Below are 24,303 nucleotides of genomic sequence, written 5' to 3'. Positions count from 1 at the left end.
CACCCCCAGAAGACGTGCCCCCGGGCGGACCATGATCCGGAAGGCGCGCGCCCTGGGCGGATATTCGGTGGCGGAGGGTCGATAATCACAACAGTGACCGACCCTTTCGCGACCGCGGAGATCCGTGACCGAGTCCTCGCCTCGTGGTCCGCGTCGCCGGCCCGCTTCCGTGAGGACGCCAACGCCGAGGAGGACCTCGCCCTCGGCGGCTACCGCGACCGCCTCGTGGTCGAACTCGCGCAGAACGCCGCGGACGCCGCCGCGCGAGCCGGTGTGCCCGGTCTGTTGCGGTTCACCCTGCGCGATGACCCGCGGGCCTGGGAGGAGTCCGGAGGACCCGTCCTGGTCGCCGAGAACACCGGTGCGCCGCTGACCGCCGAAGGTGTGGAGGCGCTCGCGACGCTGCGCGCCTCGGCCAAGCGTGACGAACCCTCCGCCGCCCCGCACGTGGTCGGCCGCTTCGGTGTGGGCTTCGCGGCCGTGCTCGCCGTCACCGACGAACCCACCGTGCTGTCCCGGACCGGCGGCGTGCGCTTCTCCCGCGACGACACCGCCGCGCTGGTCGGCGAGGCGGCGGAGACCTCGCCCGCCCTGGCCGAGGAGGTACGCCGGCGCGGAGGTCACGTCCCGACCCTGCGGCTGCCCTTCGCCGCCGAAGGGGAACCACCCGCGGGTTTCGAGACCGCGGTCCTCCTGCCGCTGCGCGACGAGGCGGCGGCCGACCTGGTCCGCCGGCTGCTGACCGAGGCCGACGACGCGCTGCTGCTCGCGTTGCCGCAGCTGGAGCGGATCGAGATCGACCTCGACGGTGGCGGTGGACCGTTCCGGGTGCTCGCCGACGCCGGCAGCCGCTGGCACTCCGCCCGCACCGGCGGGACGTGGACGCCGGCGGAGCGGGCCGCGCTGCTCGCCGACCGGCCCACCGAGGAGCGCGACCGGCCGTACTGGTCGGTGCTGTGGGCGGTGCCACGCGACGGTGCGCCGGCCGATCCGCTGGCGGGAATCGCCGCCGGGCCCACGGGCGGGCGCACTGGTGGGATGGCCGCGCCCGAGGCCGGTGGCGTTCCGGGTCTGCCGGGAGTCGTGCACGCGCCGACCCCCACCGACGAGCCGCTGTCCCTGCCGGCGCTGCTGCTGGCATCGTTCCCGCTCGACCCGACCCGCCGACACGTCGCGCCAGGGCCGCTCACCGACCGGTTGGTGGAGGAGGCCGCGGCCGCCTACGGCGACCTCGCCCGCAGCCGGGCCGAAGCCGGTGCCGACGCGCTGGGCCTGGTCCCGGTCGGGCTGCCGGTGGGCCGGCTCGACGGCGCGCTGCGCGACGGCATCCTCCGCCGGCTCCCGGCGACACCGCTACTGCCCTCCGTGGAGGATCCGCACACCCTGCTGCGGCCCCGCGACGCCGTGGTCGTCGAGGGCGCCGACGAGGACCTGGTCCGGATGCTGGCCTCCGTCGTGGGTGGGCTGGTGTCGCTCGACCGGCGCGACCGGGCCGCCTCCGACGCGCTCGGGGTGCGCCGGCTGCCGCTCGCCGACCTGGTGGACGAGCTGGGCGCGGTGGCCGACGCCCACGGGCCGCGGTGGTGGCACGACCTGTACGTCGCGCTCGCCGCCACCGTCGCCGACCCCGAACGCCGGGAGGCCCTGGGCGCCCTGCCCGTCCCGCTGGCCGACGGGCGGATCGCCCGCGGCGCGCGGGGCCTGCTCCTTCCTGGTGGCGCGCAGGTACCCGCCGAGGCGTCCAGCGTCCTCGCGGCCTACGGCCTTCGCCTCGTGCATCCACTCGCCGGCGCCGAACCCGCCTTCGACACGCTGGAACGACTCGGTGCGGTGCCGGCGAGCCCCCGCAGCCTGCTCGAGGACGGTGCCGTCCGGGCAGCGGTCAACGACTCACCCGAGGCCGACGACCCGGCGCAGGTCGCCGACGCCGTGCTCGCCCTCGTCGCCGCGGCCGTGCGCTCGGGCGACCTCGAACCCGGTGACCTGCCCTGGCTCGGCGACCTGGCCCTGCCCGACGACACCGGCGAGCTGGCCCCGGCCAGCGCGCTCGTACTGCCGGGCTCGCAGGCGGAGGCGATCTTCGACCCGGAGGACCTCGCCCCGCTCGACGTCGAGGTCTTCGACCGCTGGGGCGAGGAGGCCCTGGAAGCGGTGGGTGTGGTGCGGACGCTCGGCCTGGTCTCGGCGTCCGACGTCGACCTCGCCGCGCCCCCGGACGAACTCGCCGAACTCGACGACATCGAGACCTGGGCGAGTGAGGCGTCGGAGGCGCTGGACCGGGTCGCCGCCTCCGGCGAGGGCGCCGAGGGTGGCAGGGCGTTCGGCGGCACGGTCGGGGAGCTGCTGGCCGTCCGCGACGCCGACTTCGTCCGCGACGACGCCTGGCCGCGTGCCCTCACGCTGCTGACCCGTGAGCCGGCGCTGCGTCGGGCCCTGGTCGAACCCGCCCGGCTCCTCGACGTCGAGGAGCCCGACCTGCACGCCGTGGACGTCCCGTCGTACACGTCGTGGTGGGTACGCCGGCACGTCCAGGTCGAGGGGCGGCCGCTCACGGCGTTCGCCGACCCCGACGCCGACCCGACGATCGCGGCGCTGCTGCGGGCCGCACCGCAGTGGCTCGCGGCGTTCGATCCGACGGCGCGGCGGGCGCTGGGCCTGGTCCGTTCGGTCCCCGACCTCGACACCGAGGGAGTACGCCGGGTCCTGCGTGGGCTCGCCGACCTGACCATCGTGGTGGACGCGGGGACGATGGTCCGGCTGTGGGCCGAGCTCGGCTCACTCGACCCCGCGCTCGCGGCCTCGGGTCTCGCCCCCGAACGCATCCGCGTCCTGGTCGAGGGGGAGACCCGGGTGGTGGAGGCCGACGACGCGGTGATCGTCGACTCGCCGATGTGGGCGCAGCGAACCGACCTGGGCGGACACGTCATCGCCTCCGGTTCCACGGCCGAGACGCTGGCGGAGCTGCTGGACCTCCCGATCGCCGCGGAGATCGCCGCCGGTGAGACCAGTGACGGCGGTGAGCCGCGTGACGTACCCGAGGGCGTACTCCGACTGCTCCCGGAGGTTCCCACGACCTGGTGGGAGCACGACGACCTGCTCGTCGACGGCCACCCGGTGCAGTGGTGGGTCGGACCCGACGGGCGGCCGCACGCGGCGACGGGTGACGGGCTGGCCCGCGCGCTGGCCTGGGCGACCGGGCGGTGGGAGTTGCGGCACGCCCTCGCCACCGTGCTCGCCGAACCCGACCAGGCCGCGACTCTGCTGGTGGAGGCGGCGTTCGACCCGTCCGGCTGAGCGCCGCACCACCAGGATCAGCTCTGGTCGGCGCTGTTCTTCGGCATCCGGATCAGCAGGACACCCGGCTCCACCTCGCAGCGGAGTTCCTGGCCGAGCTCGATCACGTCGCCGTCCAGCTGCCGCGGGCACGCGTCGCCCGCGCGGACGACGATCCGCTTGCCGCGCCACGTCCGCAGCCGCTCGTCCTGGGCCGGCGACCGGCGCAGCACCCGCCACGCGAGCTCCGGCCAGTCGGTCAGCCGTCGTGGCGCCACCGCCACGACGTCGATCATCCCGTCGTCGGGTTCGGCGTCGGGCAGTACCGACAGCCCGCCGTGCAGCGTGCCGACGTTGCCGACCAGGACCGTCCGCACCCACCGGCGTACCGGCGGCTGGTCGTCGACGGTGATGTCGACCCGGACCGCCGGGAAGGACAGGTTGCGGACCATCGAGACGCCGTAGGCCGCCCAGCCCATCCGCGCCTTCAGCTTCGCTGGCGCCTCGCCCACCACGGCCGCGTCCAGGCCGAGCCCCGCCATCACCGCGAACCGGTCGGGTTCCAGGTGGTCGCCCTCGACGCGTACCAGGTCGAGCCGGCGGTCCACACCGGTGAAGGCGACCTCGATCGCCTCCTGCAGGTCCAGCGGCAGGCCGAGGTTGCGGACCAGCAGGTTGCCGGTGCCGGCCGGCACGATCCCCACCGGGACGCCGGTGCCGGCGAGTTCGGCGCACACGACCCGAACGGTGCCGTCCCCACCGGCCGCGATCACCAGATCGACCCCGTCGCCCAGCGCGGCCCTGGTCAGGGCACGGCCCGGATCGTCGACGGTCGTCTCGAACCAGCGGGGAGGATCCCAGCCCGTCCGGGCGGCGTGGCGTTCGAGTTGACGGCGGAAGTCGGCCTCGTCGTCGACCTTGGAGGGGTTGAGGATGACGGCGACCCGGCGTGGCCGCTCACCGTCATCTCGCTCGGCGGGCGTGCGGGGGCGACCCAGCCCGAAGGCCAGGACCGTGGCGCCGAGCAGGGCGGGTGCGAGCATCCAGCCGGAGATCACGTCTGAAACGTAGTGGACTGACAGCGCGATGCGATCGAATCCGACCAGAAGGATCACCGCGGCCCCGACGCAGGAGAGCACGACCTGGGTGCGGCGCCGTACGCCGAGGCGGCCCGCCACGATCAGCAGCGCGCAGACGACCAGCGCGGAGGTGAACGCGTGGCCGGACGGGAACGAGTACCCACCCAGGTGCGTGACCGCGTCCGCGGGCGCCGGCCGGGGGCGCGCGACCAGCGCCTTGAAGAACGTCTCCAGCAGGGCGCCGACCGCGACCGTGCCCACCAGCCAGATCCCGAGCCGGCGGTATCCGGCGCGGATGACCAGCGCCGCCGCCACGACCGTCGCACCGCGAAGCACCCACGGCTGGGAGATGGCCTGGACGACGAGGAAGAAGGTCGCCGCCGCGGATCCGCGCGGGACGTGGGCGGGCATGTCGGTGAGCACGGCGCGGTCCACGTCGAGCAGCGGCACCCACTCGGTGGCGACAAGGACGAGCAGCAGCGCGAACAGCGCACTGCCCGCGAGGGCGGCGAAGGTCGCACGGCGTTCGACGGCTCGGTTGCGCCGGGCCTGCCTGCGGGCGGCTCGCCGGTGCCCGGTCCGTCGACGGGCAGGGCGACCCGCCTCGACGGCGCGTTCCGCCACCTCCCGCGGCCGCTCCGTTGTGGCGTCCGTCGTGCCGTCTGTCGTGTCGTCCGGGGTGACCTTCCCGGCGTACCGGAGGTCACGTTCGGCCCGAAGATCACGGGCCGCCTGGACGTCGCTCTCGGCCCGGAGTTCCTCTGCCGGCTGGACGGCGCGCTCGTCCGGGACGTCCCGAAGGACCTGGACGTCGTCGGGTTCCCGCCGGGCCTCGGTCTGCTCGGGCCGCCTGCGCCGCCGCCGCCTGCGCCGCCGCCGTCGGCGCGGACGCCGCTCCCGCCGCTCCGGCTCGCCGTCGGAGCCGCGTGCTGTGTCATCGGAGTCGGCGCGTGCGGTGCCGTCGGAGGCGGCGACTTCTTCCTCGCCGCCGTCGCCGCGGTCAGGTTCGGCGCCGGGGCGGTCGTGGTCAGGCTCGCGGTCGGGTCGAGCAGCCGACCAACGGCGATCGGTTCCCGGGTCGGGCCGCCGCGCGGCGGTGTGTTCGGGCTCGGACCCGCGCGGGCTGTCCCTGCCGTCCCGGCTGTCCCTGTCGTGCCTGTTGTCGGCGTTGTCGGCGTTGTGGGAGTCGTGTCCACCCCGGTCCGAACCGATGAGCGGAATGCGGCGGATACGACGAATGGGGGTGCCGTCCTCGCGCTCCGGAGGAGACGTCGTACCCTCGAGGGCGCCGGTGGGCGTGTTCCCAGCACCACCACCGCGCAGGCGGCGGCTTCCGGCCCCCGTGTTCTTCCTCACGAAACGCATGTCTACCCCGCCTCGGGAAGCGGGTCCGACCTCGGGGGTCAAGACCGCCTCCCGGCCAGGGCCGGTCGTGAAGTCGGCCTGAGCAGGAAACCGGTGGCGGACGTACCCTCTGACCCGCGTACCCTCAGTCCCGTGATCGACCCCAAACTGCTCCGTGAAGATCCTGACCGCGTGCGTGCCAGCCAACGGCTCCGCGGCTCCTCGGTCGAGCTTGTCGACCAGGTGCTCGAGGCCGACGAGCGCCGCCGGTCCTCGATCGCCTCGTTCGAGCAGTTGCGGTCGGAGCAGAAGTCGCTCAGCAAGCAGATCCCTCGGGCGCAGGGTGAGGAGAAGCAGGCCCTGCTGGCCCGCACCAAGGAGCTGTCCGCCCAGGTGAAGGCGGCCGAGGCCGAGCAGGCCGAAGCCGAGCAGACGTTCCAGCGGCTCATGCTCGAGCTCGACAACATCGTGGAGGACGGCGTACCCGCGGGCGGGGAGGACGACTACGTCGTTCTCGAGGAGGTCGGCACCCCCCGCGACTTCGCCGCCGAAGGGTTCGAGCCCCGCGACCACGTCGAGCTCGGCCGGCTGCTCGGTGCGATCGACGTCGAGCGCGGAGCCAAGGTCTCCGGCGCGCGGTTCTACTACCTCACCGGCTGGGGCGCCCTGCTGGAGATGGCGCTGATCAACATGGCGGTCGACCAGGCACTGTCCTACGGGTTCACGCCGATGATCCCGCCGTCCCTGGTGAAGCCGCGGGCCATGGAGGGCACCGGCTTCCTCGGCCAGGCCGCCGCCGATGTCTACCGGCTCGAGCAGGACGACCTCTACCTCGTCGGTACGGCCGAGGTCCCACTCGCGGCCTACCACTCAGACGAGATCCTCGACGCCGACCAGTTGCCGCTGCGCTACGCCGGGACCAGCCCGGCGTTCCGGCGCGAGGCCGGTTCCTACGGCAAGGACACCCGCGGCATCTTCCGGGTGCACTGGTTCGACAAGGTGGAGATGTTCTCCTACTGCCATCCCGACGAGGCGGCCGCCGAACACCGCCGGTTCCTCGCCTGGGAGCGGGAGTTCTGGGACAAGCTCGAGGTGCCCTACCGCGTCATCGACACGGCCGCCGGTGACCTCGGGGCGAGCGCCGCCCGCAAGTTCGACATCGAGGCCTGGATCCCCACCCAGGGCCGGCACCGTGAGGTGACCTCGACGTCCAACTGCACGGAGTTCCAGTCCCGCCGACTCTCGGTGCGGTTCCGCGACGAGGACGGCGTACGCCACGTGACCACCCTCAACGGAACCCTCGTCGCGGTGGCCCGGGCGATCGTCGCGGTGCTGGAAAACCACCAGCAGGCCGACGGGTCGGTTCGGATCCCGAAGGCGCTCCAGCCCTACCTCGCCGGCCGCAGCCTCCTGGAGCCGCTCACGTGACGGCCCGTTCGACGACCGGACCGGACCAGCTCGCCGAGATGTGGCGCCCGCAGTTGGTGGCGCTCGACATCGACGGCACCCTTGTCGACGCGAAGAACCAGCTGTCTCCGGTGGTGGACGCCGCCGTTCGCGCGGTGGCCGGGACCGGTTCGCACGTCGTCCTGTCGACCGGGCGCGGGCTGACCGCGACCCGGCCGCTGGCGCTGCACTTCGACCTGCCGACGCCCTACCTCGTGTGCAGCAACGGCGCGGTGACCATACGCCTGCACAACCAGTCGGATCCGCCGCTCTCGCCCGCCGGGATCATCGACGAGCGGGGCGTGGAGCTGATCGACGTGGTGACCTTCGACCCGGAGCCGGTCGTGCGGATGCTGCTGTCGCGGCTGCCCGAGGTGCTCGTCGCGGTCGAGGAACTCGGCGTCGGCTACCGCGTCAACGCGCACTTTCCGGCCGGTGAGCTGACCGGTGAGATCGAGGTCCAGTCGATCAGCCAGCTCGTCGCCCAACCCGCCACCCGCGTCATCCTGCGCGAGCCGTCCATCGAGGCCGAGCAGTTCCTCGACGTCGTCGACCGGGTCGGCCTGCACGGCGTCGCCTACTACATCGGCTACACCGCGTGGCTCGACCTCGCCCCCGAAGGGGTGAGCAAGGCGACCGGCCTGGCCAAGATCGCCGAACGGCTCGGCGTCGAGCGGGAGGACGTCCTCGCGATCGGTGACGGCGACAACGACGCGGAGATGTTGTCGTGGGCCGGCCGCGGTGTCGCGATGGGCAACGCCGCCATGGAGGTGAAGGAGGTCGCCGACGACGTGACCGCTTCCCTCGATGACGACGGCGTCGCGGTCGAGCTCAGCCGCTGGTTCAGCGAGGTCGAACTCCCGTGACCGCCGACCGGTCGTGACCGGCACCCGGGGACCGGACTCCACGCCTCGCAAGCAGCGCGTCGGCGCCTACGCCCTGTGCCAGGACACCCGGGGCCCGGGTCGGGGAGCGTCGGGATCTGCTCCCCTCCTGCTGTGCCGGATGTCGGCTCGTACCCGCACGCCGGGCCGGTGGACCCTTCCCGGCGGCGGGGTGCGACACGGGGAGGACCCGGCCAAGGCTGTGCTCCGGGAGATGGCGGAGGAGACGGGTCTGAGCGGCCAGGTCCACCGCGTCCTCGGCGTTCACAGCAACGTCTACGACTCCGACGGGACCTCCATCCACGGCGTACGGTTGCTCTATCTCGTGGAGATCACCGGCGGCTCACCGCGTCGGGAACGAGACGACACCACCGACGATCTCGGCTGGTTCGGCCCCACCGAACTCGATCGGCTCGACCTGTCCGCGCACGCGGCCTACGGGATCGGACTGCTTCGTCACGAACGCTGACGTTCGACGTGGTGCGGCTTCAATAGGCCGCGGCTTCATGCCTCCCGGCTATGGATCGGTGCCGCAAAGGTTTTGGACACGGGCGTTCGAGCGAGGCACGCTGACACAAGGGGTGCGGGTCGAGACGAAGGGCCACCAGCCCCAAAGGCTCAGGGCGCCAAACGTGTCCAAGGATCGTGAATGACTCCATCACGTCAACACGCCATTGTCATCGGTGCCTCGGTCGCAGGCCTGTGCGCGGCCCGCGCGCTGAGTGAGATTTTCGATCACGTGACGGTGATCGATCGTGACGAACTGCCCTCGGAACCGGTCGCACGACGTGGCGTTCCGCAGAGTCGCCAACTGCACTTCCTACTCGTGCGGGGACGCGAGGCGCTCGACGAACTCTTTCCCGGAGTGAGTGAGGACCTGATCAGGGCCGGCGCGGTGGCTGCCGACATGCAGGCCGACTTCAACTGGAACTTCGTCGGTCACCCGATGCGGAAGGCGCCGTCGGATCTGGTCGGGATCGGGGTGACCCGCTCGCTCCTGGAGTTCACGCTTCGTTCGCGGGTCATGCGGCTGCCCACGGTGACAGTGATCGAGCGCTGCGACGTGACAGGTCTACGGGCCGATCCTGATCGGCGCGGGGTCACCGGGGTACGCGCCCGAAGCCGAGCAGATACACAAGCGGAGATCACGCTGGGCGCGGACCTGGTGGTCGACGCCTGCGGGCGAGGCACGCGCAGCGCGACGTGGCTGGAATCGCTGGGCTACAGCGAGCACCCGAGGAGCGGGTCCGCATCAAGCTCGCCTACCAGTCACGCTCCTACCGCCGTGAACCCCAACATCTCGCGGGCGACGTCTGCTCGGTGTACCCGGCCCATCCCGAACAGACCCGCAGTGCCGGCGCCGCGGCTGTGGGCGTTGACCGCTTCACGGTTCTGCTCAGCACCTGCGGTGGTGAGGAACTGCCGACCAGGAACGAGGAGATGGCCGAGTTCGCCGAGAGCGTCGGAGGCCACGACATCGCCGAGATCATCCGTACGGCGACGCCGCTGAGCGAGCCCGTGCTCATGCGCTTCCCGGAGAGCATTCGGCGGCACTACGAACAGCTTGATCGATTCCCGGGGGGGCTACCTCGTCGTCGGCGATGCCCTCTGCAGCTTCAATCCCCTCTACGGCCAGGGCATGAGCGTCGCCGCGCTGGATGCCCTGCTTCTGGAACGCCTGCTACGGGAACACGACGGCGACCTCGGCGGCCGCTACTTCCCGGCCGCGGCCAGCCTGGTCGACACTCCGTGGAACCTGACGACCGCCGGCGATCTTCAGTTCGCGCATGTCGAGGGTGAGCCGAGCCCGGAGATGCTCGAGATGGAGGAGTACCTCCAGCGGTACCGGGAGGTGGCGGTGGACGACGCCGTGCTCGCCGCCGCGCTGCTGCGAGTCTTCAACCTGCTCGACGAGCCGTCCCGATTGTCCGAGCCCGATCTGAGGGCGCGGGTGTCGCGGGGCGCCGGACCGGTGGTCGCCCCTGCCTCGCGAGTGGGAGCGGCGACCATTCCTGACCAAACGCGTGGACGGCTCGGCTAGGATCGCCTCATGACGTTCCGGCACCAGGAGATGATGCGGCCCCGCTAGGGGTCGCCTACGTGCCGTTCTTACTGCCGAAGGCCCCTCGCGGAGGGGCCTTCGTCGCGTCTACGGATCTTCCGGGCCCTTGCCGCGAGCACACGTGGAAGGAAAGCCCGATGTCCACCGCTCCGCAGCGGTTCTACGTCACCACCTCGATTCCCTACGTCAACGCCGACCCGCACCTCGGCTTCGCGCTCGAGCTCGTCCAGGCCGACGTGCTGGCCCGGCACCGGCGGTTGCGCGGCGATGAGGTCCGGTACCAGTCCGGCACCGACGACAACGCGCTGAAGAACGTGCAGGCCGCCGAACGGGCCGGCGTACCGGTGCAGGAGTTCGTCGACGCCCACGCCCTCGCCTTCGAGAAGCAGCGCGAGGTCCTGAACCTGTCCTACGACGACTTCCTTCGCACCAGCCGCGACCCGCGGCACCGGCCCGGCGCGGACCGGCTCTGGCAGGCCTGCGCCGACGCCGGCGACCTCTACCGCCGCCACTACGAGGGCCTGTACTGCGTGGGGTGCGAGCAGTTCTATACCGAGGACGAACTCCTCGACGGACTGTGTCCCCAGCACGAGGTACCCCCGCAACTGGTCAGCGAGGAGAACTGGTTTTTCCGGCTGTCCCGCTACCAGGACGCCCTGCGCGACCTGCTGGACAGCGGGGCACTCCGAATCGAGCCGCAGGCGCGCGCCAACGAGGTCCGCGCGTTCCTCGACGCCGGGCTGAACGACTTCTCCATCTCCCGGTCGATCGACCGGGCCCACGGCTGGGGCGTGCCGGTGCCCGGCGACCCGGCGCAGGTGATGTACGTGTGGTGGGACGCGCTCGGCAACTACATCACCTCACTCGACTTCGGTACGGGCGAGGACGCCGAGGCGTTTCGTACCTGGTGGCACGACAGCGACCGACGGGTGCACGTGATCGGCAAGGACATCGTGCGCTTCCACGCGATCTACTGGCCGGCGATGCTGCTGTCGGCCGGGCTGTCGCTGCCGACCGAGATCTTCGTCCACGACTTCCTCACCGCGAACGGCCGCAAGTTCAGCAAGTCGCTCGGCAACGTGGTCGATCCGGTGAAGCTGACCGAGGAGTTCGGCGTGGACGCACTGCGCTGGTGGCTGGCCGCGAAGGTGCCCAAGCTCGGCGACACCGACTTCACCCTGGAGCGGCTGGTCGCCGCCGCCAACCGCGACCTCGCCGGTGGCATCGGCAACCTCACCCAGCGGGTCGTGAGCATGGTCCACCGCTACCGCGATGGTGTCGTCCCCGACCTCGACGACCCGGTGCTGGCCGACGTACGCCGAGACGACCCGAACGGCGCCGCGTTGACCTCGGCGTGCGGGGAACTGCCCGGGCGGATCGACCGTGCGCTCGCCGACTTCGACCTACGTACGGCGGCGGCCGCGGTGACCGCGATCATCGCGCAGGCCAACCGCTACGTCGAGGAGGTGGCGCCGTGGCTCCTCGCCCGGGCCGAACGCGACGGTGAGGAGGACGCGGGCCGGCGACTCGACGTGGCCCTCGGCGCGCTGACCGCGACGGTCCGGGCGCTGGCGACGGAACTGCGCCCGTTCGTCCCCGACCTCGCCGCACGCGTCGCCGCCCAGTGTGGGTTGACAGCGGAATCGACAGCGGAGTCGACGGTGGAATCGGGCACGGCGTCGGGCACGGCGGAGCGGATCCTGCCGCCACCGGCGGCGGTGTTCCCGCGGCTGGAGCTGCCCCTGGATCTGGTCACGCCTTGAGATCGCCCGGAGGGGGAGGGTGAGCCGAAGTGCCCGATATTGGCTAGAGTTCCGACTCGTGCCCAGATTCCGACTTGTGCTCGCCGTGGTCGCCGCCGGACTGGTGGCCCTAGCCGGTTGCAGTAACAACAAGCCCTCCGACGAGGCTCAGCAACCGCAGCAGACCCAGGAAACCCCGGCGAAGGTCGCCAACCAAAAAGCCGCCGGTGCCGTCAAGGATGAGCCGCCGACGTCCGCGCAGCTCAAGAACGCCATCGGCAAGATCATCCTCAACGACGGGGAGATCGGCCGGGACGTCGAGGTCCAGGACCAGGACGACAGCCTGCAGGCACCCACCAACGACATCTGCGCGAAGGACTGGGCGAGCAACAAGACCCGTATCGCCCGCAACCAGGACTTCTTCTGGAAGTCGTCGGCCAAGACCGCGGAGCTCGTGGTCAGCAACGAGGCTGTCGCCTACCAGCCCGGCAAGGGAGCGGCCGCGCTCGCCGAGATCGAGAAGGCCCTCGACGACTGTGACAGCTGGAAGCACCCGCAGGGCGAGTACAAGGACGTCGCAACCGTCGACGCGCCGGACGGGGCTTTGAAGGATTCGTTCGCCTGGCGCGGCGTGGATGACCGCAAGGGCAAGGACTACTCCATCCTCGTCGTCTACCAGACCGACGGTGACCTGCTCAGCGTCGTCTACGTCTGGGCCGACAGCCGTGACGAGGCCCAGGAGGTCGCCTCCGACCTCGCGCCCAAGGTCGCCGACCGCCTCAAGGCCGCGGTGGGCTGACCGACCCACGACTCAAGCCGAGCAGCGAGCAGGACCAGCACAGCGAACCGGACACCGAAAGCGCCCCCCGAGCACACCGCTCCGGGGGCGCTGTTCGTTCTCAGCCGGTCTGGAACCGGCCGGTCTCGCGGTAGGCCCGCCACAGCGCGAGCGTGGTGTCGATGTGCTCGTGGCGCGGCTCGGGCAGGTCCGCGAAGAACTCCACCTCGAGCGACTCGTCGCCGTCGGGTCGCGGCGTACCGCTCCAACGGTGGACGGCGAAGCACATCCCGAACGAATGCACCCGGTCGCCGTTGAGCAGGGTCACGTCGTACATGTCGGGATCGGAGACGCAGGCGAAGGCTTCGAGGTCGCCCGGCTCGGCGCGCAGCCCGGTCTCCTCCTCCAGCTCCCGGATCGCGGTCAGTTCGAACGTCGCGCCCGGTTCGGCGCCGCCCGCCGGCAGTCCCCAGCGTCTGGTGTCACCGCGTTTGATGAGAAGAAGCCGCCCGGCACTGTCGAAGGCGAGCACCTGTGCGGCGGGGACCAGCACCAGGTCGGATCCGATCTTCTGCCGGAGTCGCCATAGGTAGGACCCCTCGAAGCTCACATCCCCAGGCTAGGGGGTGTCCTTGGGTTGCTCGGTCCTCCGTGCGGCTCGTCCGGGTTCGTGGGCTTACGCCGCCGATGACGTGCTGCCCGCCAGGGCACCCGCGCCCGCGGCAGCCTGGTGGACCTCGCCGAGGAGTTCCACCCAGTCCTCCAGACCGTCCGCGCCCAGGCCCATGCCCGCGAAGTAGACCTGGGTGACACCGCTGCCGCGCAGGTTCGCGAGATCCTCCGCGATCTGGCTCGGCGCGCCACCGAGGTAGGGCCGGTCCGCGTCGATCGGTTTGTGCGTGATCGGTACGGGCGCCTGGGCCACGACCGCCAGGTCCTCGGGGTCGCGTCCAGCCTCCCGGACGGAGTCGTGGAAGGTCTCGACCATGCCGCGTACGTCTGCCGCAGAGGAGGCGATCAGGATCAGGCCGTCAGCGATCCGGCCGGCACGTCTGATCGCGGGCGGAGCGCCACCGGACACCAGAACCGGAAGGTGTGCCTGGACGGGCTTCGGGTTCACCTCGGACGGCGCGATCCGGTAGAACTCGCCCTCGTACTTCACCGGGTCGGGACCCCAGGCCGCGCGCATCGCCTCCACGATCTCCTCGATGCGGGCGCCCCGCCGGCTCCTCGACACGTTCGCCGTCTCGAACTCGTGGTGCTGCCAGCCCTGGCCCAGCCCGGCGATCACCCGACCGCGGCTGAAGTGGTCCAGCGTGGCGAACCGGCGGGCGAGCATGACCGGCACGTGGAGCGGCGCCACCAGGATGCTGGTGCCGAGTTGGATGCGCTCGGTCAGGGCGGCGACGTAGCTCAGCGTCTCCAGCGGTTCGAAGGTCGATCGGTAGACCTCCGGTACCTCCTGCGGCTCGCCCCCCGTCCACATCACGACCTTCTCGACCGGACGCAGCAACCGCTCGTAGGTCCATGCGGTGGTGTAGCCCAGCCGCTCCGCTTCCTGGGCGATCCGAACGATCGCCTCGGGGGAGGCCAGCGGGCCAGAAACGGGAAGTTTGACACCGAGTTCCATGTGCGATCCCCAATGGTTGGGTCTCTTCCTCCCCCCACCGTACGAGCGGTGCTCTCACCAGCCGCAAATGTCTCGTCCGCCGGATTCGCGCCGCCCTGGGCGTTCACCAGGGGTTGGGACGACGGTCAGCGGGCGGGTCCCGGGCCTCTGGTTGGATGGGGCGGTGACTGATCGGCCCACACCTCGCCCGCCTCGACTCATCGTCAGCGACCTCGACGGAACACTGCTCCGCTCCGACGGGAGTGTCTCCGCGCGGACCAGGAGCGCTCTGGCCATGGCCGAGGACGCGGGTGCGACCGTGGTGTTCGCGACGGGTCGCCCGCCCCGCTGGATGCGGGAGGTCGCCCAGGCGACCGGACACCGAGGTATCGCCGTCTGCTCCAACGGCGCGTTGGTCTACGACCTGCACCAGGAGAAGATCATCGAGGGGTTCCCCCTCGCTCCCGAGATCGGCCGTGCCGTCGTGGAGGCGATCCGGACGTCGATCCCGGGGGTGTCGTTCGGGGTGGAGTTCGGCGACCGGTTCGGCCACGAGGAGACCTACCTCGTGGCCGGGGACAGACTGAACGAGACGTTCATCGGGCGGATCTCCGAGCTGTTGGTCGCCGAGCCCGTGCTGAAGTTGCTCGTCAAGCACGAGAGCTACGAACCCGACCAGCTTCTGGCCAAGGCCCGCGAAGTGGCCGGCGACCTCGTCACCATGACGCACTCGAGCAAGATCGGGCTGCTGGAGGTCTCCGCGCAGGGCATCTCCAAGGCGTCGACCCTCGCGACGCTGTGCGCCGAGCGCGGGATCGACCCCTCGGAGGTGGTGGCCTTCGGCGACATGCCCAACGACCTGGCGATGCTCGCCTGGGCCGGCACCCCCTACGCCGTGACCGGTGGTCATCCGGACGTTCTGGCCGCGGTCGAACGGCGCTGCCCGTCCAATGACGACGACGGTGTGGCGAGCGTGCTGGAGAGCCTGTTCCGCTGATCCACGGCATCACCCTGACCCCGCATGCCCGGACGCCACTCGGTCCGGGCACGGGAGGGTGAGGGAGGCGGGTACCTCGAGGCGGCCTGGCGGCGTCGTCCGCTCGAAGACACCCGCGCGTCACAGGTAGGTCAGAGGTACATGCCTCCGGGGCGCTCCGCGTCGGGCGCGGGCTGCATCTGCGGGAGCTGGGTGCCGGGCGGAAGCGAGCGGCGCATCTGCTCCAGCTGGGCGCGTGCCGCCATCTGCTGGGCGAACAGCGCCGTCTGGATGCCGTGGAAGAGTCCTTCGAGCCAGCCGACGAGCTGGGCCTGCGCGACCCGCAGCTCGGCCTCACTCGGAACGACACCGTCGTCGAAGGGCAGGGAGAGCCGCTCCAGCTCCTCGACGAGCTCGGGGGCGAGCCCCTTCTCCAGCTCGGCGATGGACGACTTGTGGATCTGACGGAGGCGCTGCCGACTCGCCTCGTCGAGGGGTGCGGCCTTCACCTCGTCCAGCAGCTGCTTGATCATGCTGCCGATCCGCATGACCTTGGCTGGCTGCTCGACCAGGTCGGTCACCGACCGCTCCTCGTCCTCACCGGACTCGGCACCCGAGTCGGGCCCGCCCTTGGTCGGCGGCCCTTCCACGGCCATACCGTCCGGTCCCACGATCACAACTCGCGGTGAATCCTCGACACCCTGGGGGTGGTCGGCGCCCTCAGCGTCGGCGCCATAGGTCTGGTACGGATCGGTCATGGCCCCATCCTTACCCCATCGGGTCGGTGATGCGAGGCCGCCCCCGGACCACTCTGCGCCTCATCAGGCCGCCCGGCGTCTGGCCAGGTCAGTGGAGTTGCGGTGGTACGCGGGTCACGCGGACCCGTGGACGTTCGACCTCACCATGGGTGGACAAGCACTTCTACGTCAACCTAAATTGACAGGCATGGGTGATCTTCCTTCTTCCAGGCCCCGCCCGCGCACATCTCGTCCCGATCGGATCGGATGAACGCATCGACGAAGAAGCTGCTCCTTTGCGGTGCGATCGGCGGCCCCCTGTTCGTCATCGCGTTCCTCGTCCAGGGCGCCACCCGCGCCGACTACGACCCACTCCGTCATCCGGTCAGTTCACTGGCTCTGGGCCCGTCGGGGTGGATCCAGGTCCTCAACTTCCTCGTCACCGGCCTGCTGATGATGCTTTTCGCCGTCGGTCTACGCCGAGCCCTTCACGCCACTGGACGACTCTCGACCTGGGGGCCGCTGCTGGTCGGGACGTACGCGGTCGGACTTGTCGGTGCTGGTGCCTTCGTGACCGACCCTGTTGGTGGCTACCCGCCCGGTACGCCGGGCCAGGGCGTGCACACCTGGCACGGCACGCTCCACGACTCCTTCTCGCTGCTTGTCTTCGCTGCGCTGGCCGCCGCGTGCCTCGTCTTCGCTCGGCGCTTCGCCGGTTGGGGCAGACGCGGGTGGGCCGCCTACTCGACCCTCACCGGCGCGCTGGTCGTGATCGGCTTCTTCCTGTTCGGCCTGGGCTTCGCGCAGGTCGAAGGTCTGGTCGAGATCGCCGGGCTGTCGCAGCGACTGACCATCGCCGTTGGCTGGGGGTGGGTGACCCTCCTCGCGATCCACCTGCACAACACCGACGAATCGGCGCCTGTCCATGTCGGACGGCACGGACCGTAAGGATCGCGGAATGCTCCATGCGTGTGTGCAAGCCGGGGCGCGAGGGTGGGCGCTGGGGCCGAACTACTGGGCCCGAACTACTGGGGCCCGGCCGGTGGAACTACTCCGTCGGCTCGGTGGCGTCGGCCCCGCGCCGGCGTGGGCCGGTGGACCTTCCGCCGGGGGGCTCCTCGGAGCTGCGCAGGCGTTCGGCGCGACGGCGCGCGACCTCGGCTCGGAGGCGGATTCTCGCGAGTCGTTGCACCCGCTGCGTGTAGTCGATGTTCATCCGCTCACCCGCCTCCTTCTGGCCGCGCCCACTCTGGCGCGACTGAACCGGAACCGCGGTGGGCGTCAGGCCGTCCACCCCGAGTTACTGGATGGGACGGTTTGGGTGTCGATCGGGTTGCCTCGATCGGCACAAAATTTCTAATTGTCCGTTTTCGCCCAGCTTCGCGGAGGCGTGGCGAGCGGTGATGGTGCGGCGGATCAGGGTTCCCTGGCCAGCAGCAGGACCTTGCCGATCTGCTCGCTGTCCTCCAGGATGCGGTGCGCCTCGCCAGCTTCCTCGAGGGGCAGCACCGTGTGGACGACGGGTCGCAGGTGGCCGTCGGCGATGAGTGGCCAGACGTTGTCGCGGACGCTCGCGACGATCGCCGCCTTCTCCTGCACCGGCCGCGCACGCAGGCCGGTGGCGAGCACCGCGGCCCGCTTGGCGAGTAGGAGGCCCAGGTCGAGTTCGCCGGTCCGGCCGCCCTGCATGCCGATCACGACCAGACGCCCGGCGGTGGCGAGGGTCCGCATGTTGCGGTCGAGATAGGGCGCGCCGACCACGTCGAGGATCACGTCGGCGCCGTGTCCCTCGGTGACCTGCTTGACGACCTCGACGAAGTCGTCCTTGCGGTAGTTGATCACCGTGTCCGCGCCGAGCTCGAGGCACTTCGCCACCTTGCTGTCGGCGCCCACGGTCGCGATGACCCGTGCGTCGACGGCCTTGCCGAGCTGGATCGCGGTGGTGCCGATGCCGCTCGCGCCGCCGTGGACCAGCAGGGTCTCCTGGGGGCGCAGCGAGGCGAGCATGAAGATGTTGGACCAGACCGTGCAGACGGTCTCGGGCAGGGCCGCCGCCTCGACGAGGGTGACCCCTTCGGGGCGGGGGAGAACCTGCCCGGCGGGGACCGCGACGCGTTCGGCGTAGCCGCCACCGGCGAGCAGCGCGCACACCTCGTCGCCGATCTCGAAGCCCTCGACGCCGGGACCCAGGCCGGAGATCCGGCCCGAACACTCCAGGCCGATCAGCTCCGACGCACCCGGCGGCGGTGGGTAGTTGCCCTGCCGCTGGAGCAGGTCGGCGCGGTTGACGCCGGCCGCAACCACGTCGATCAGGACCTCGCCGGGACCGGGCTGGGGGTCGATGACATCCCAGACCGCCAGCATCTCCGGTCCGCCCGCATCCCGGACAACCACCGCGCGCATCGTGTCAGCTCTCGCTTTCGGAGGGTTGGGGTTCCTCGCCGTTCGGGTGTGCTTCGTCGGTGCCTGGTCGTGGCGCCCAGGGGAGTTCCTCCGCCGGGCGGACGACAATGACCCGGTCGCCGCGCAGCAGCTGGGAGACCGTCGGGTCGAAGTAGCGGTAGACCTCCCCGCCACGGACGACCGCCACGGCCACGTCGTCGAGGTGGCGTGGTGAGCGGCCCTCCTCGCGGGGGAGGACCGCGCGCTCGGCGACCTCCATGCCCTCGCCGTAGCTGAGCAGGTCCTCCAGCACCGCACCGAGCGCCGGGCTGACCGTGGACAGACCCATGATCCGACCCACGGCGTCGGAGGAGGTCACCGTCACGTCGGCGCCGCTCTGCCGCAGGAGCGGGATGTTCTCCGCCTCCCGGACCGCGACGACGACGGTCGCGGTCGGGTTGAGCTGGCGCGCGGTGAGGGTGACCAGGACCGCCGCGTCGTCGCGGTGGGTCGTGACGATGACGCGGCTGGCCTGGGAGAGTTCGGTCCGCCGCAGTACGTCGGCGCGGGTGGCGTCACCCACGACGCCGCCCAGGCCGGCGGCGTTCGCCTCGGCGACCGCCGCGGGCGACGGATCGACGACCACGATCTGGTCCGCGGGGATGCCGCCGTTGATGAGAGTGTCGACGGCGCTGCGGCCCTTGGTGCCGAACCCGACGACAACGGTGTGATCGCGCAACTGGCTCCTCCATCGCGAGATGCGCCACTGGTCCCGGCTCCTCGTGGCCAGGACTTCCAGGGTCGTACCAACTAACACGATGAGGAAGGCGATACGCAGCGGCGTGACGAGTACGACATTGATCAGCCGTGCACCCTGGGTGATCGGCGTGATGTCGCCGTAGCCCGTGGTGGTGAGGCTGACCGTCGCGTAGTAGAAGGAATCGAGGAGGGTCAGCGTGCTGCCGTCGGCGTCGCGGTAGCCGTCCCGCCCAACGTAGACAACCACGACAACCAGGGCGAGCAACCCGAGTGCGACAAGGACCCGAAACCCGATCTGACGCAGGGGTGCCACGTAGTTTTCGGGCAGCCGGACGTCGGACACGGCCTGGGTGATCATGCGCGGGCGGTTGAGTGGCATGGCGGGGATGACCCTAGCGAAGGTTCAGGCCTCGGTGCCGCGCTCCCACGCACTGGCCAGCTCGCGGGCGATCTCGGCGCAGGCGGCGAGGTCGGCCGGGGTGCCGCCGCGTCGGGCCGCGGCGTAGCCGACCAGGAACGTCGTCAGCGGGGCCGCGGGGCGTTCGACCGCGTGGGCCGCGTCCCGGGCGAGGTCGAGAACGGTGGTGAGGAGCGCCTCGTCGACCGGCAGGCCGGGTTCGGCCCGATCGGCCGCGTGAGGGGTGTGCGGTGTCTGGTCGGCGGCGAGGGCGGCGGACAGTTGCTGGGCCCAGTCCAGGAGCATGCGGCTGCCTTCCGTACGGCGGGCGGGCGGAGGCCGTGCGTCTCAGGAGGCATCCGGGGTCGAGGTGACGGCCTGGCTCGATCGTGCCCGAGGGCCGTCGTTCGGCTCACCGTGCGTCCGGGTTGTCAGCGTTCTCGGCGCGCCAGGTCGTCGGCCTCGGCCAACTCCTGCGGGGTGTCGCAGTCCCGGGCGGCCCGGTCGGCGGGCAGCGTCGCGAAGCGCAGGTTCCGGGTCAGCAGCCGCATCGGCTGGTTCCGCGGGTCGCCGAGGAGAGCGAGGACCCGGCGCAGGGCGGAGCGGCGGTAGGCCGCGGCCAGTGGCTGGTTTCGGCCATCCGCGTCGAGGAGGAGTACGGCGTCCACGGGAGTGTCGCCGCCGCGCTCGTCGCGCTCGTCGCGCTCGTCGCGCTCGTCGCGCTCGTCGCGCACGTCGTCGTCACCGTCGTCGGCGGGGTGACGGCACAGTTGGGCCACCAGCGAGCGCACCACGTCGGCGTCCAGCAGCGGCATGTCCGCGGCCAGGACGACGACCACGGCGGCGCTGCCCGCGCCCAGGCCCGCGGCGACGGCCGCCAGCGGCCCCGAACCCGGCGGTGTCTCCCGGGTCCAGCCCAGCCGCATGCCCGGCGGTACGCGTACCGCCCGCTCCGGACCGACGACGACCACGGACTCGGCCCGCACGCAGGCCGCCACCACCCGGTCGAGCATCGACCGGCCCGCGACCGGCAACAGCACCTTGTCGGCGCCACCGAAGCGGCGGGCCGCGCCGCCGGCGAGCACGACCGCGTCGAAGGCCGCGGGAACCGGGCCCGATCCAGGCTCGGATGCCGGGTTCACCGGGTCGGACGAACTGGTCGGTCGCGTGTCGTTAGACCCAAGGTCATCTTTTGGACCACCCACGAGTCGAGTCTCGCACCCCGGGCAGTGCAGACTGTGCGCGTGCACATCGCCCTGCTGCAGTTCGCCGCGGCCCCAGACAAGGACGCCAACCTTCAGGCGATCCAGCGGTTGGCCCGCGACGTGGCCGTGCAACGACCGGCTGTCCTGGTCTGCCCGGAGGCGAGCATGTTCCCGTTCGGTTCGCCGGAGGACTCGCTCGCGGACGTGGCCGAGCCGCTCGACGGACCTTTCGTGCGGACGCTCGCGGACCTGGCCCGAGAGCTCGAGACGGTCATCGTGGCGGGCATGTTCGAGACCGCCGAAGGCGACGCCGAGCGGGCCTACAACACGCTGGTCGTCCTGGGGCCAGACGGCAAGCTCCTCAGCACCTACCGCAAGATCCACCTCTACGACGCGTTCGGCTACCGCGAGTCCGACAAGCTGGTGGCGGGTGACAACGACCCCGTGCTGGTCGACGTCGACGGGCATCGGCTCGGGTTGCTGACCTGTTACGACCTGCGGTTCCCCGAACTCGCGCGCGCCCTCGCCGGCGCGGGCGCCGACGTGCTCGTGGTTCCGGCGGCCTGGATGCGCGGGCCGCTGAAGGAGGACCACTGGACGACGCTGGTTCGGGCCCGGGCGATCGAAAACACCTGTTACGTCGCTGCAGCCGACCAGTGTGGTGGTGCGTCTTCTGGATGCAGCATGCTTGTCGATCCCATGGGCGTGGTCGTGACGTCCCTGGGTGAACAGGTCGGAGTGGCCGTGGGGGAGATCAGCGCCGAACGCGTGGCGGAGGTCCGAACCCGTAACCCAACTCTGAAGCACCGTCGCTTCGCTGTCGCAAAACCAACAATCCGTGACATATTCTGAGCCGCGCTGGGGGTGGCGGGGGTCTCGTTCCACGATGACCCTGCTCGGCGTGGCGCTGGCTGGTTCGCCTCCTGGCCATGCCGGACGAACCCAGGACCGCCGTGAGGGGTGCAGCTGATGGCGTTGGTGAACGGGAGCCGCAGGATGCGTGTGCTCGGTGTACCCGTCGACGCTGTCGACATGCGGGGAACACTCGAGTGGGTCGAGCAGCGGGTCAAGACCCGCGTGTCAGGTACCCACCTGTGTGTCAACGCCGCCAACGTCGTACGTGCGCATGACGATCCTGAGTATCTCGCCGTCCTCGAACGAGGCGACCTGATCGGGTCGGACGGGCAGCCCTTCGTGTGGGCTGCCCGCATCCTCGGACACCCGCTGCCCGAGCGGGTCGCGGGGATCGATCTGATGGAGCAGGTTCTCGCCCGTTCCCGCGAGGTCGGGTGGCGCATCTACCTGCTCGGTGGCCGCGAACACATCGTCAGCAAGCTGGCCGACCAGCTCAGCGCCGAAGGCGTCCGCATCGCCGGCTACCGCAACGGCTACTTCGGCACCGAGGACGAGGCCCAGATCTGGGCCGACATCCGGGACGCCGAGGCTGAGGTCGTCTTCGTCGGCATGCCGACACCCGCGAAGGAACACTTCATCGTCGACGGCGCCTCGCTCGCCGGTGTCCCCGTGTGCATCGGGGTCGGCGGCAGCTTCGACGTCCTCGTCGGCGAACTCCGCCGGGCGCCCGGCTACCTGCAGCGACTCGGGCTCGAGTGGTTGTTCCGGCTGGCGCAGGAGCCTCGCCGGCTCTTCGCGAGGTACGCCGTGACCAACACGAAGTTCCTCGCCATCGTCGCGCGGGCCATGCTGAACCGTTCCCGCCAGCCGCGCGCCTCCCGAACCTGAGGGGCACGGACACCTTGTCACCGCGAGGTGACCGACCGTTGACAAGGTGAGATAACAAGTGGGCCGATCCGGGGCGAGACCATACGATTGGCCCACGTGTCACCCTCATCGAACACCGCTCGTCCCCCAGCCTCGTCATTACCGCCCGATCCGTCGGCGGTCGACGGGGCAGGCTCCACCTTCCAGACAGGCTCGACCGCGGACGCTGTCGGCGCGCGGGCCGCTCGGCTCGAGGACTTCGGCCGCGAATGGTCCCCTGAGCTGACGGGCGAGCGCTCTGTCGCACCCCGTGTCGGCCCCGACGTGGGCTCCGGTCCCGAGGCCGGCTCCGCTGGCCCCAGCGCCGGTCCGGGAGCCGAGACCTCCCAGGCTCCACCTGAGTACCCGGTTTCGCAGACCTGGACGGTGAGCACCGCCCAGGTCGGCGCTCTGGACGCCTCCCCCTCCCAGCCGGCGGTGTCCGGGGACCCCGACGGGGGTGACGGGACGGACGAGGGTCCCTCGGATCCGCCGGCCGAGGTGCCGACGCTGCTCCCGGCCCGCAAGAGCTGGCCAGCGTGGCTGCTGCTGGGCGCCGTCGTCCTGCTCGCCTTCAACCTGCGCACGGGCGTCACCGGCCTCGGTGCCGTTCTCGACGAGGTGCAGGCCGACCTGCGGATCTCCCCGCTCGTCGCGGGTGTCCTCACGACCCTGCCGGTGCTGTGCTTCGCCGGATTCGGCGCGCTGGCCGCCGGCTGGGCGCGCAGGTTCGGGTCGCAGCGCGTACTCGCCACCGCCCTCGCCGCGGTCGCGGTCGGCGAGGCGGCCCGCGCGTTCGTCTCCTCCATCCCGCTGTTCCTGGTCGCCACGGTGGTCGCCCTCGCCGGCATGGCCGCCGGGAACGTGCTGGTCCCGGCGTTCGTCAAGGCGTACTTCCCACGCCGGGTGGGTCTGGCCACCGCCGCCTACACCACCTCGATGGCCATCGGGACGACCCTGCCGGCCGCGCTCACCGTCCCGATCGCGGACGCGCTCGGCGGTTGGCGGATGGGGTTGGGTTTCTGGGCGGTCGCCGCGGCGGTCGCGTTGCTGCCGTGGCTGGTGCTGGCCCGCAACCGTGGCGGGGTGGTCCGATCAGGTGACTCCGCGCTGAAGCGTTCCTCGTTGTGGTCGCTGGGCCGCTCGCCGCTGGCGTGGTCGCTGGCGGTCTACTTCGGGATGCAGTCGCTGCAGGCCTACGCCGCGTTCGGGTGGCTGGCGCAGATCTTCCGCGACGCCGGGCTGAACGCCGCGCAGGCGGGACTGATGCTCTCGCTCGTCCCGCTGGTCGGCGTCCCCCTCTCGCTGCTCTTCCCAACGCTCGCGGCCCGATTGGCCGACCAGCGGCCGCTCGTGTGGGCGTGCGGCGCCGCGTACGTCGTCGGCTATGTCGGGCTGCTCCTGGCGCCCCGCTCGGGTGCGATCGTGTGGTCGGTCATGCTCGGCCTCGGTGGCGGTGCGTTCCCGCTGACGCTCACGATGATCAGCCTGCGTTCCCGGTCGCACGACGTGACGGCGCGGCTGTCCGGCTTCATCCAGAGCGTCGGCTACCTCATCGCCGCAGTCGGGCCGCTCGCGATGGGTGCGTTGTTCGACGTCACCGGTGGGTGGACGATCCCGATCGGACTGCTGCTTTTGCTGGTGGTGCCGCAGGTGGCGACGGGTCTGCTGGCGGCGCGGGCGAGGTACGTCGACGACGAGTTGGCGGCCGCCTCGGCGCGGGGGCAGGAACCGGCCACGTCCGGGGCGTCGTAGGGCGCGCCGCAGAGCCTTCCGCTCGACACCGAGCGTCGTCATACTTGCCCATACCAGTATGTGGGGCCCACTCGGTCGGACCGTCGGAGCAGCCCGTCCGACCATGTCGTGGGG

At 71.2% G+C, this 24,303-nt stretch carries 22 protein-coding genes; 12 read left to right on the top strand and 10 right to left on the bottom strand.

Annotation, left to right across the window (positions count from 1 at the left end; all coding sequences use genetic code 11):
* Positions 1-93 precede the first annotated feature (93 nt).
* The gene (locus tag HEB94_RS08085; RefSeq protein WP_192749320.1) at positions 94-3,294 is read left to right on the top strand and encodes a sacsin N-terminal ATP-binding-like domain-containing protein; all 3,201 of its coding nucleotides are present in this window, start codon (positions 94-96) and stop codon (positions 3,292-3,294) included.
* A gap of 17 nt (positions 3,295-3,311) precedes the next feature.
* On the opposite strand, the gene HEB94_RS08080 is transcribed toward HEB94_RS08085, so the two are convergent.
* Positions 3,312-5,717 carry a diacylglycerol kinase family protein gene (locus HEB94_RS08080; protein ID WP_192749319.1) on the bottom strand — a complete coding sequence of 802 codons (2,406 nt, stop codon included), beginning with the start codon at positions 5,715-5,717 and terminating at the stop codon, positions 3,312-3,314.
* A 132-nt stretch (positions 5,718-5,849) separates the two neighbouring features.
* Here HEB94_RS08080 and serS point away from each other — a divergent pair, with 132 nt between their 5' ends.
* The 3 genes from serS to HEB94_RS52340 are packed head-to-tail and all read left to right on the top strand — an operon-like array spanning position 5,850 to position 8,495.
* Positions 5,850-7,124: a serine--tRNA ligase gene (gene serS, locus HEB94_RS08075; protein WP_192749318.1), complete on the top strand. Its 1,275-nt coding sequence runs from the start codon at positions 5,850-5,852 to the stop codon at positions 7,122-7,124.
* Positions 7,121-8,008, top strand: a complete 888-nt coding sequence (locus HEB94_RS08070; protein ID WP_337917516.1) for an HAD family hydrolase — start codon at positions 7,121-7,123, stop codon at positions 8,006-8,008. The genes serS and HEB94_RS08070 overlap by 4 nt, the downstream gene beginning before the upstream one ends.
* Before the next feature lie 13 nt (positions 8,009-8,021).
* Positions 8,022-8,495, top strand: coding sequence for an NUDIX domain-containing protein (locus HEB94_RS52340; RefSeq protein ID WP_192749317.1), 474 nt, complete (start codon positions 8,022-8,024; stop codon positions 8,493-8,495).
* 800 nt (positions 8,496-9,295) lie between these two features.
* Here HEB94_RS52340 and HEB94_RS08060 read toward each other — a convergent pair.
* The gene (locus HEB94_RS08060) at positions 9,296-9,499 is read right to left on the bottom strand and encodes a hypothetical protein (RefSeq protein WP_192749316.1); all 204 of its coding nucleotides are present in this window, start codon (positions 9,497-9,499) and stop codon (positions 9,296-9,298) included.
* Between the two features lie 91 nt (positions 9,500-9,590).
* Here HEB94_RS08060 and HEB94_RS08055 point away from each other — a divergent pair, with 91 nt between their 5' ends.
* From HEB94_RS08055 to HEB94_RS08045, 3 genes are all read left to right on the top strand, one after another.
* The gene (locus tag HEB94_RS08055; protein ID WP_192749315.1) at positions 9,591-10,067 is read left to right on the top strand and encodes a hypothetical protein; all 477 of its coding nucleotides are present in this window, start codon (positions 9,591-9,593) and stop codon (positions 10,065-10,067) included.
* Positions 10,068-10,225: 158 nt separating this feature from the next.
* Entirely contained in the window at positions 10,226-11,851 is a 1,626-nt protein-coding gene (gene metG / locus HEB94_RS08050) for a methionine--tRNA ligase (protein WP_192749314.1), read from the top strand.
* A 58-nt stretch (positions 11,852-11,909) separates the two neighbouring features.
* Positions 11,910-12,629, top strand: a complete 720-nt coding sequence (locus HEB94_RS08045; RefSeq protein WP_192749313.1) for a hypothetical protein — start codon at positions 11,910-11,912, stop codon at positions 12,627-12,629.
* A 100-nt stretch (positions 12,630-12,729) separates the two neighbouring features.
* Here HEB94_RS08045 and HEB94_RS08040 read toward each other — a convergent pair whose 3' ends face one another.
* Positions 12,730-13,218, bottom strand: coding sequence for an NUDIX domain-containing protein (locus tag HEB94_RS08040; protein WP_192749312.1), 489 nt, complete (start codon positions 13,216-13,218; stop codon positions 12,730-12,732).
* A 66-nt stretch (positions 13,219-13,284) separates the two neighbouring features.
* Positions 13,285-14,238, bottom strand: coding sequence for a TIGR03619 family F420-dependent LLM class oxidoreductase (locus HEB94_RS08035; protein ID WP_192749311.1), 954 nt, complete (start codon positions 14,236-14,238; stop codon positions 13,285-13,287).
* A gap of 163 nt (positions 14,239-14,401) precedes the next feature.
* Here HEB94_RS08035 and HEB94_RS08030 point away from each other — a divergent pair, with 163 nt between their 5' ends.
* Positions 14,402-15,214 carry a Cof-type HAD-IIB family hydrolase gene (locus HEB94_RS08030; RefSeq protein WP_337917515.1) on the top strand — a complete coding sequence of 271 codons (813 nt, stop codon included), beginning with the start codon at positions 14,402-14,404 and terminating at the stop codon, positions 15,212-15,214.
* A gap of 131 nt (positions 15,215-15,345) precedes the next feature.
* Here HEB94_RS08030 and HEB94_RS08025 read toward each other — a convergent pair whose 3' ends face one another.
* Positions 15,346-15,951, bottom strand: coding sequence for a bacterial proteasome activator family protein (locus tag HEB94_RS08025; RefSeq protein ID WP_420481520.1), 606 nt, complete (start codon positions 15,949-15,951; stop codon positions 15,346-15,348).
* Positions 15,952-16,197: 246 nt separating this feature from the next.
* Here HEB94_RS08025 and HEB94_RS08020 point away from each other — a divergent pair, with 246 nt between their 5' ends.
* Complete coding sequence (locus HEB94_RS08020; protein WP_192749309.1) at positions 16,198-16,878, top strand: DUF998 domain-containing protein; 681 nt, start codon at positions 16,198-16,200, stop codon at positions 16,876-16,878.
* Positions 16,879-16,978: 100 nt separating this feature from the next.
* Here the strand turns inward: HEB94_RS08020 and HEB94_RS08015 are convergent, their stop codons facing one another.
* From HEB94_RS08015 to mobA, 5 genes are all read right to left on the bottom strand, one after another.
* A complete protein-coding gene (locus HEB94_RS08015; protein WP_192749308.1) occupies positions 16,979-17,146 on the bottom strand; it encodes a hypothetical protein in 168 nt (55 codons plus the stop codon).
* A 200-nt stretch (positions 17,147-17,346) separates the two neighbouring features.
* On the bottom strand, positions 17,347-18,333 hold the full coding sequence (locus HEB94_RS08010; protein ID WP_192749307.1) for an NAD(P)H-quinone oxidoreductase: 987 nt from the start codon (positions 18,331-18,333) through the stop codon (positions 17,347-17,349).
* A gap of 4 nt (positions 18,334-18,337) precedes the next feature.
* Positions 18,338-19,450: a potassium channel family protein gene (locus HEB94_RS08005; RefSeq protein ID WP_192749306.1), complete on the bottom strand. Its 1,113-nt coding sequence runs from the start codon at positions 19,448-19,450 to the stop codon at positions 18,338-18,340.
* Positions 19,451-19,474: 24 nt separating this feature from the next.
* A complete protein-coding gene (locus HEB94_RS08000) occupies positions 19,475-19,774 on the bottom strand; it encodes a DUF6457 domain-containing protein (protein WP_202896215.1) in 300 nt (99 codons plus the stop codon).
* 125 nt (positions 19,775-19,899) lie between these two features.
* On the bottom strand, positions 19,900-20,610 hold the full coding sequence (mobA, locus tag HEB94_RS07995) for an NTP transferase domain-containing protein (protein ID WP_192749305.1): 711 nt from the start codon (positions 20,608-20,610) through the stop codon (positions 19,900-19,902).
* Between the two features lie 102 nt (positions 20,611-20,712).
* Here mobA and HEB94_RS07990 point away from each other — a divergent pair, with 102 nt between their 5' ends.
* The 3 genes from HEB94_RS07990 to HEB94_RS07980 all read left to right on the top strand — a co-directional run bounded on the left by HEB94_RS07990 (position 20,713) and on the right by HEB94_RS07980 (position 24,189).
* Positions 20,713-21,525: a carbon-nitrogen hydrolase family protein gene (locus HEB94_RS07990; protein ID WP_192749304.1), complete on the top strand. Its 813-nt coding sequence runs from the start codon at positions 20,713-20,715 to the stop codon at positions 21,523-21,525.
* A 144-nt stretch (positions 21,526-21,669) separates the two neighbouring features.
* A complete protein-coding gene (locus HEB94_RS07985) occupies positions 21,670-22,416 on the top strand; it encodes a WecB/TagA/CpsF family glycosyltransferase (RefSeq protein WP_192749303.1) in 747 nt (248 codons plus the stop codon).
* A gap of 405 nt (positions 22,417-22,821) precedes the next feature.
* Positions 22,822-24,189 (top strand): CynX/NimT family MFS transporter, encoded by a 1,368-nt coding sequence (locus HEB94_RS07980; RefSeq protein WP_337917514.1) that lies wholly within the window; start codon positions 22,822-22,824, stop codon positions 24,187-24,189.
* The last annotated feature ends 114 nt before the right edge of the window (positions 24,190-24,303 follow it).

This window comes from Actinopolymorpha pittospori (genome assembly GCF_014873875.1).
Classification (GTDB): Bacteria; Actinomycetota; Actinomycetes; order Propionibacteriales; family Actinopolymorphaceae; genus Actinopolymorpha; species Actinopolymorpha pittospori.
The sequence above is the reverse complement of the archived record's forward strand: the minus strand, read 5'-3'. Positions and strand labels throughout refer to the sequence as shown.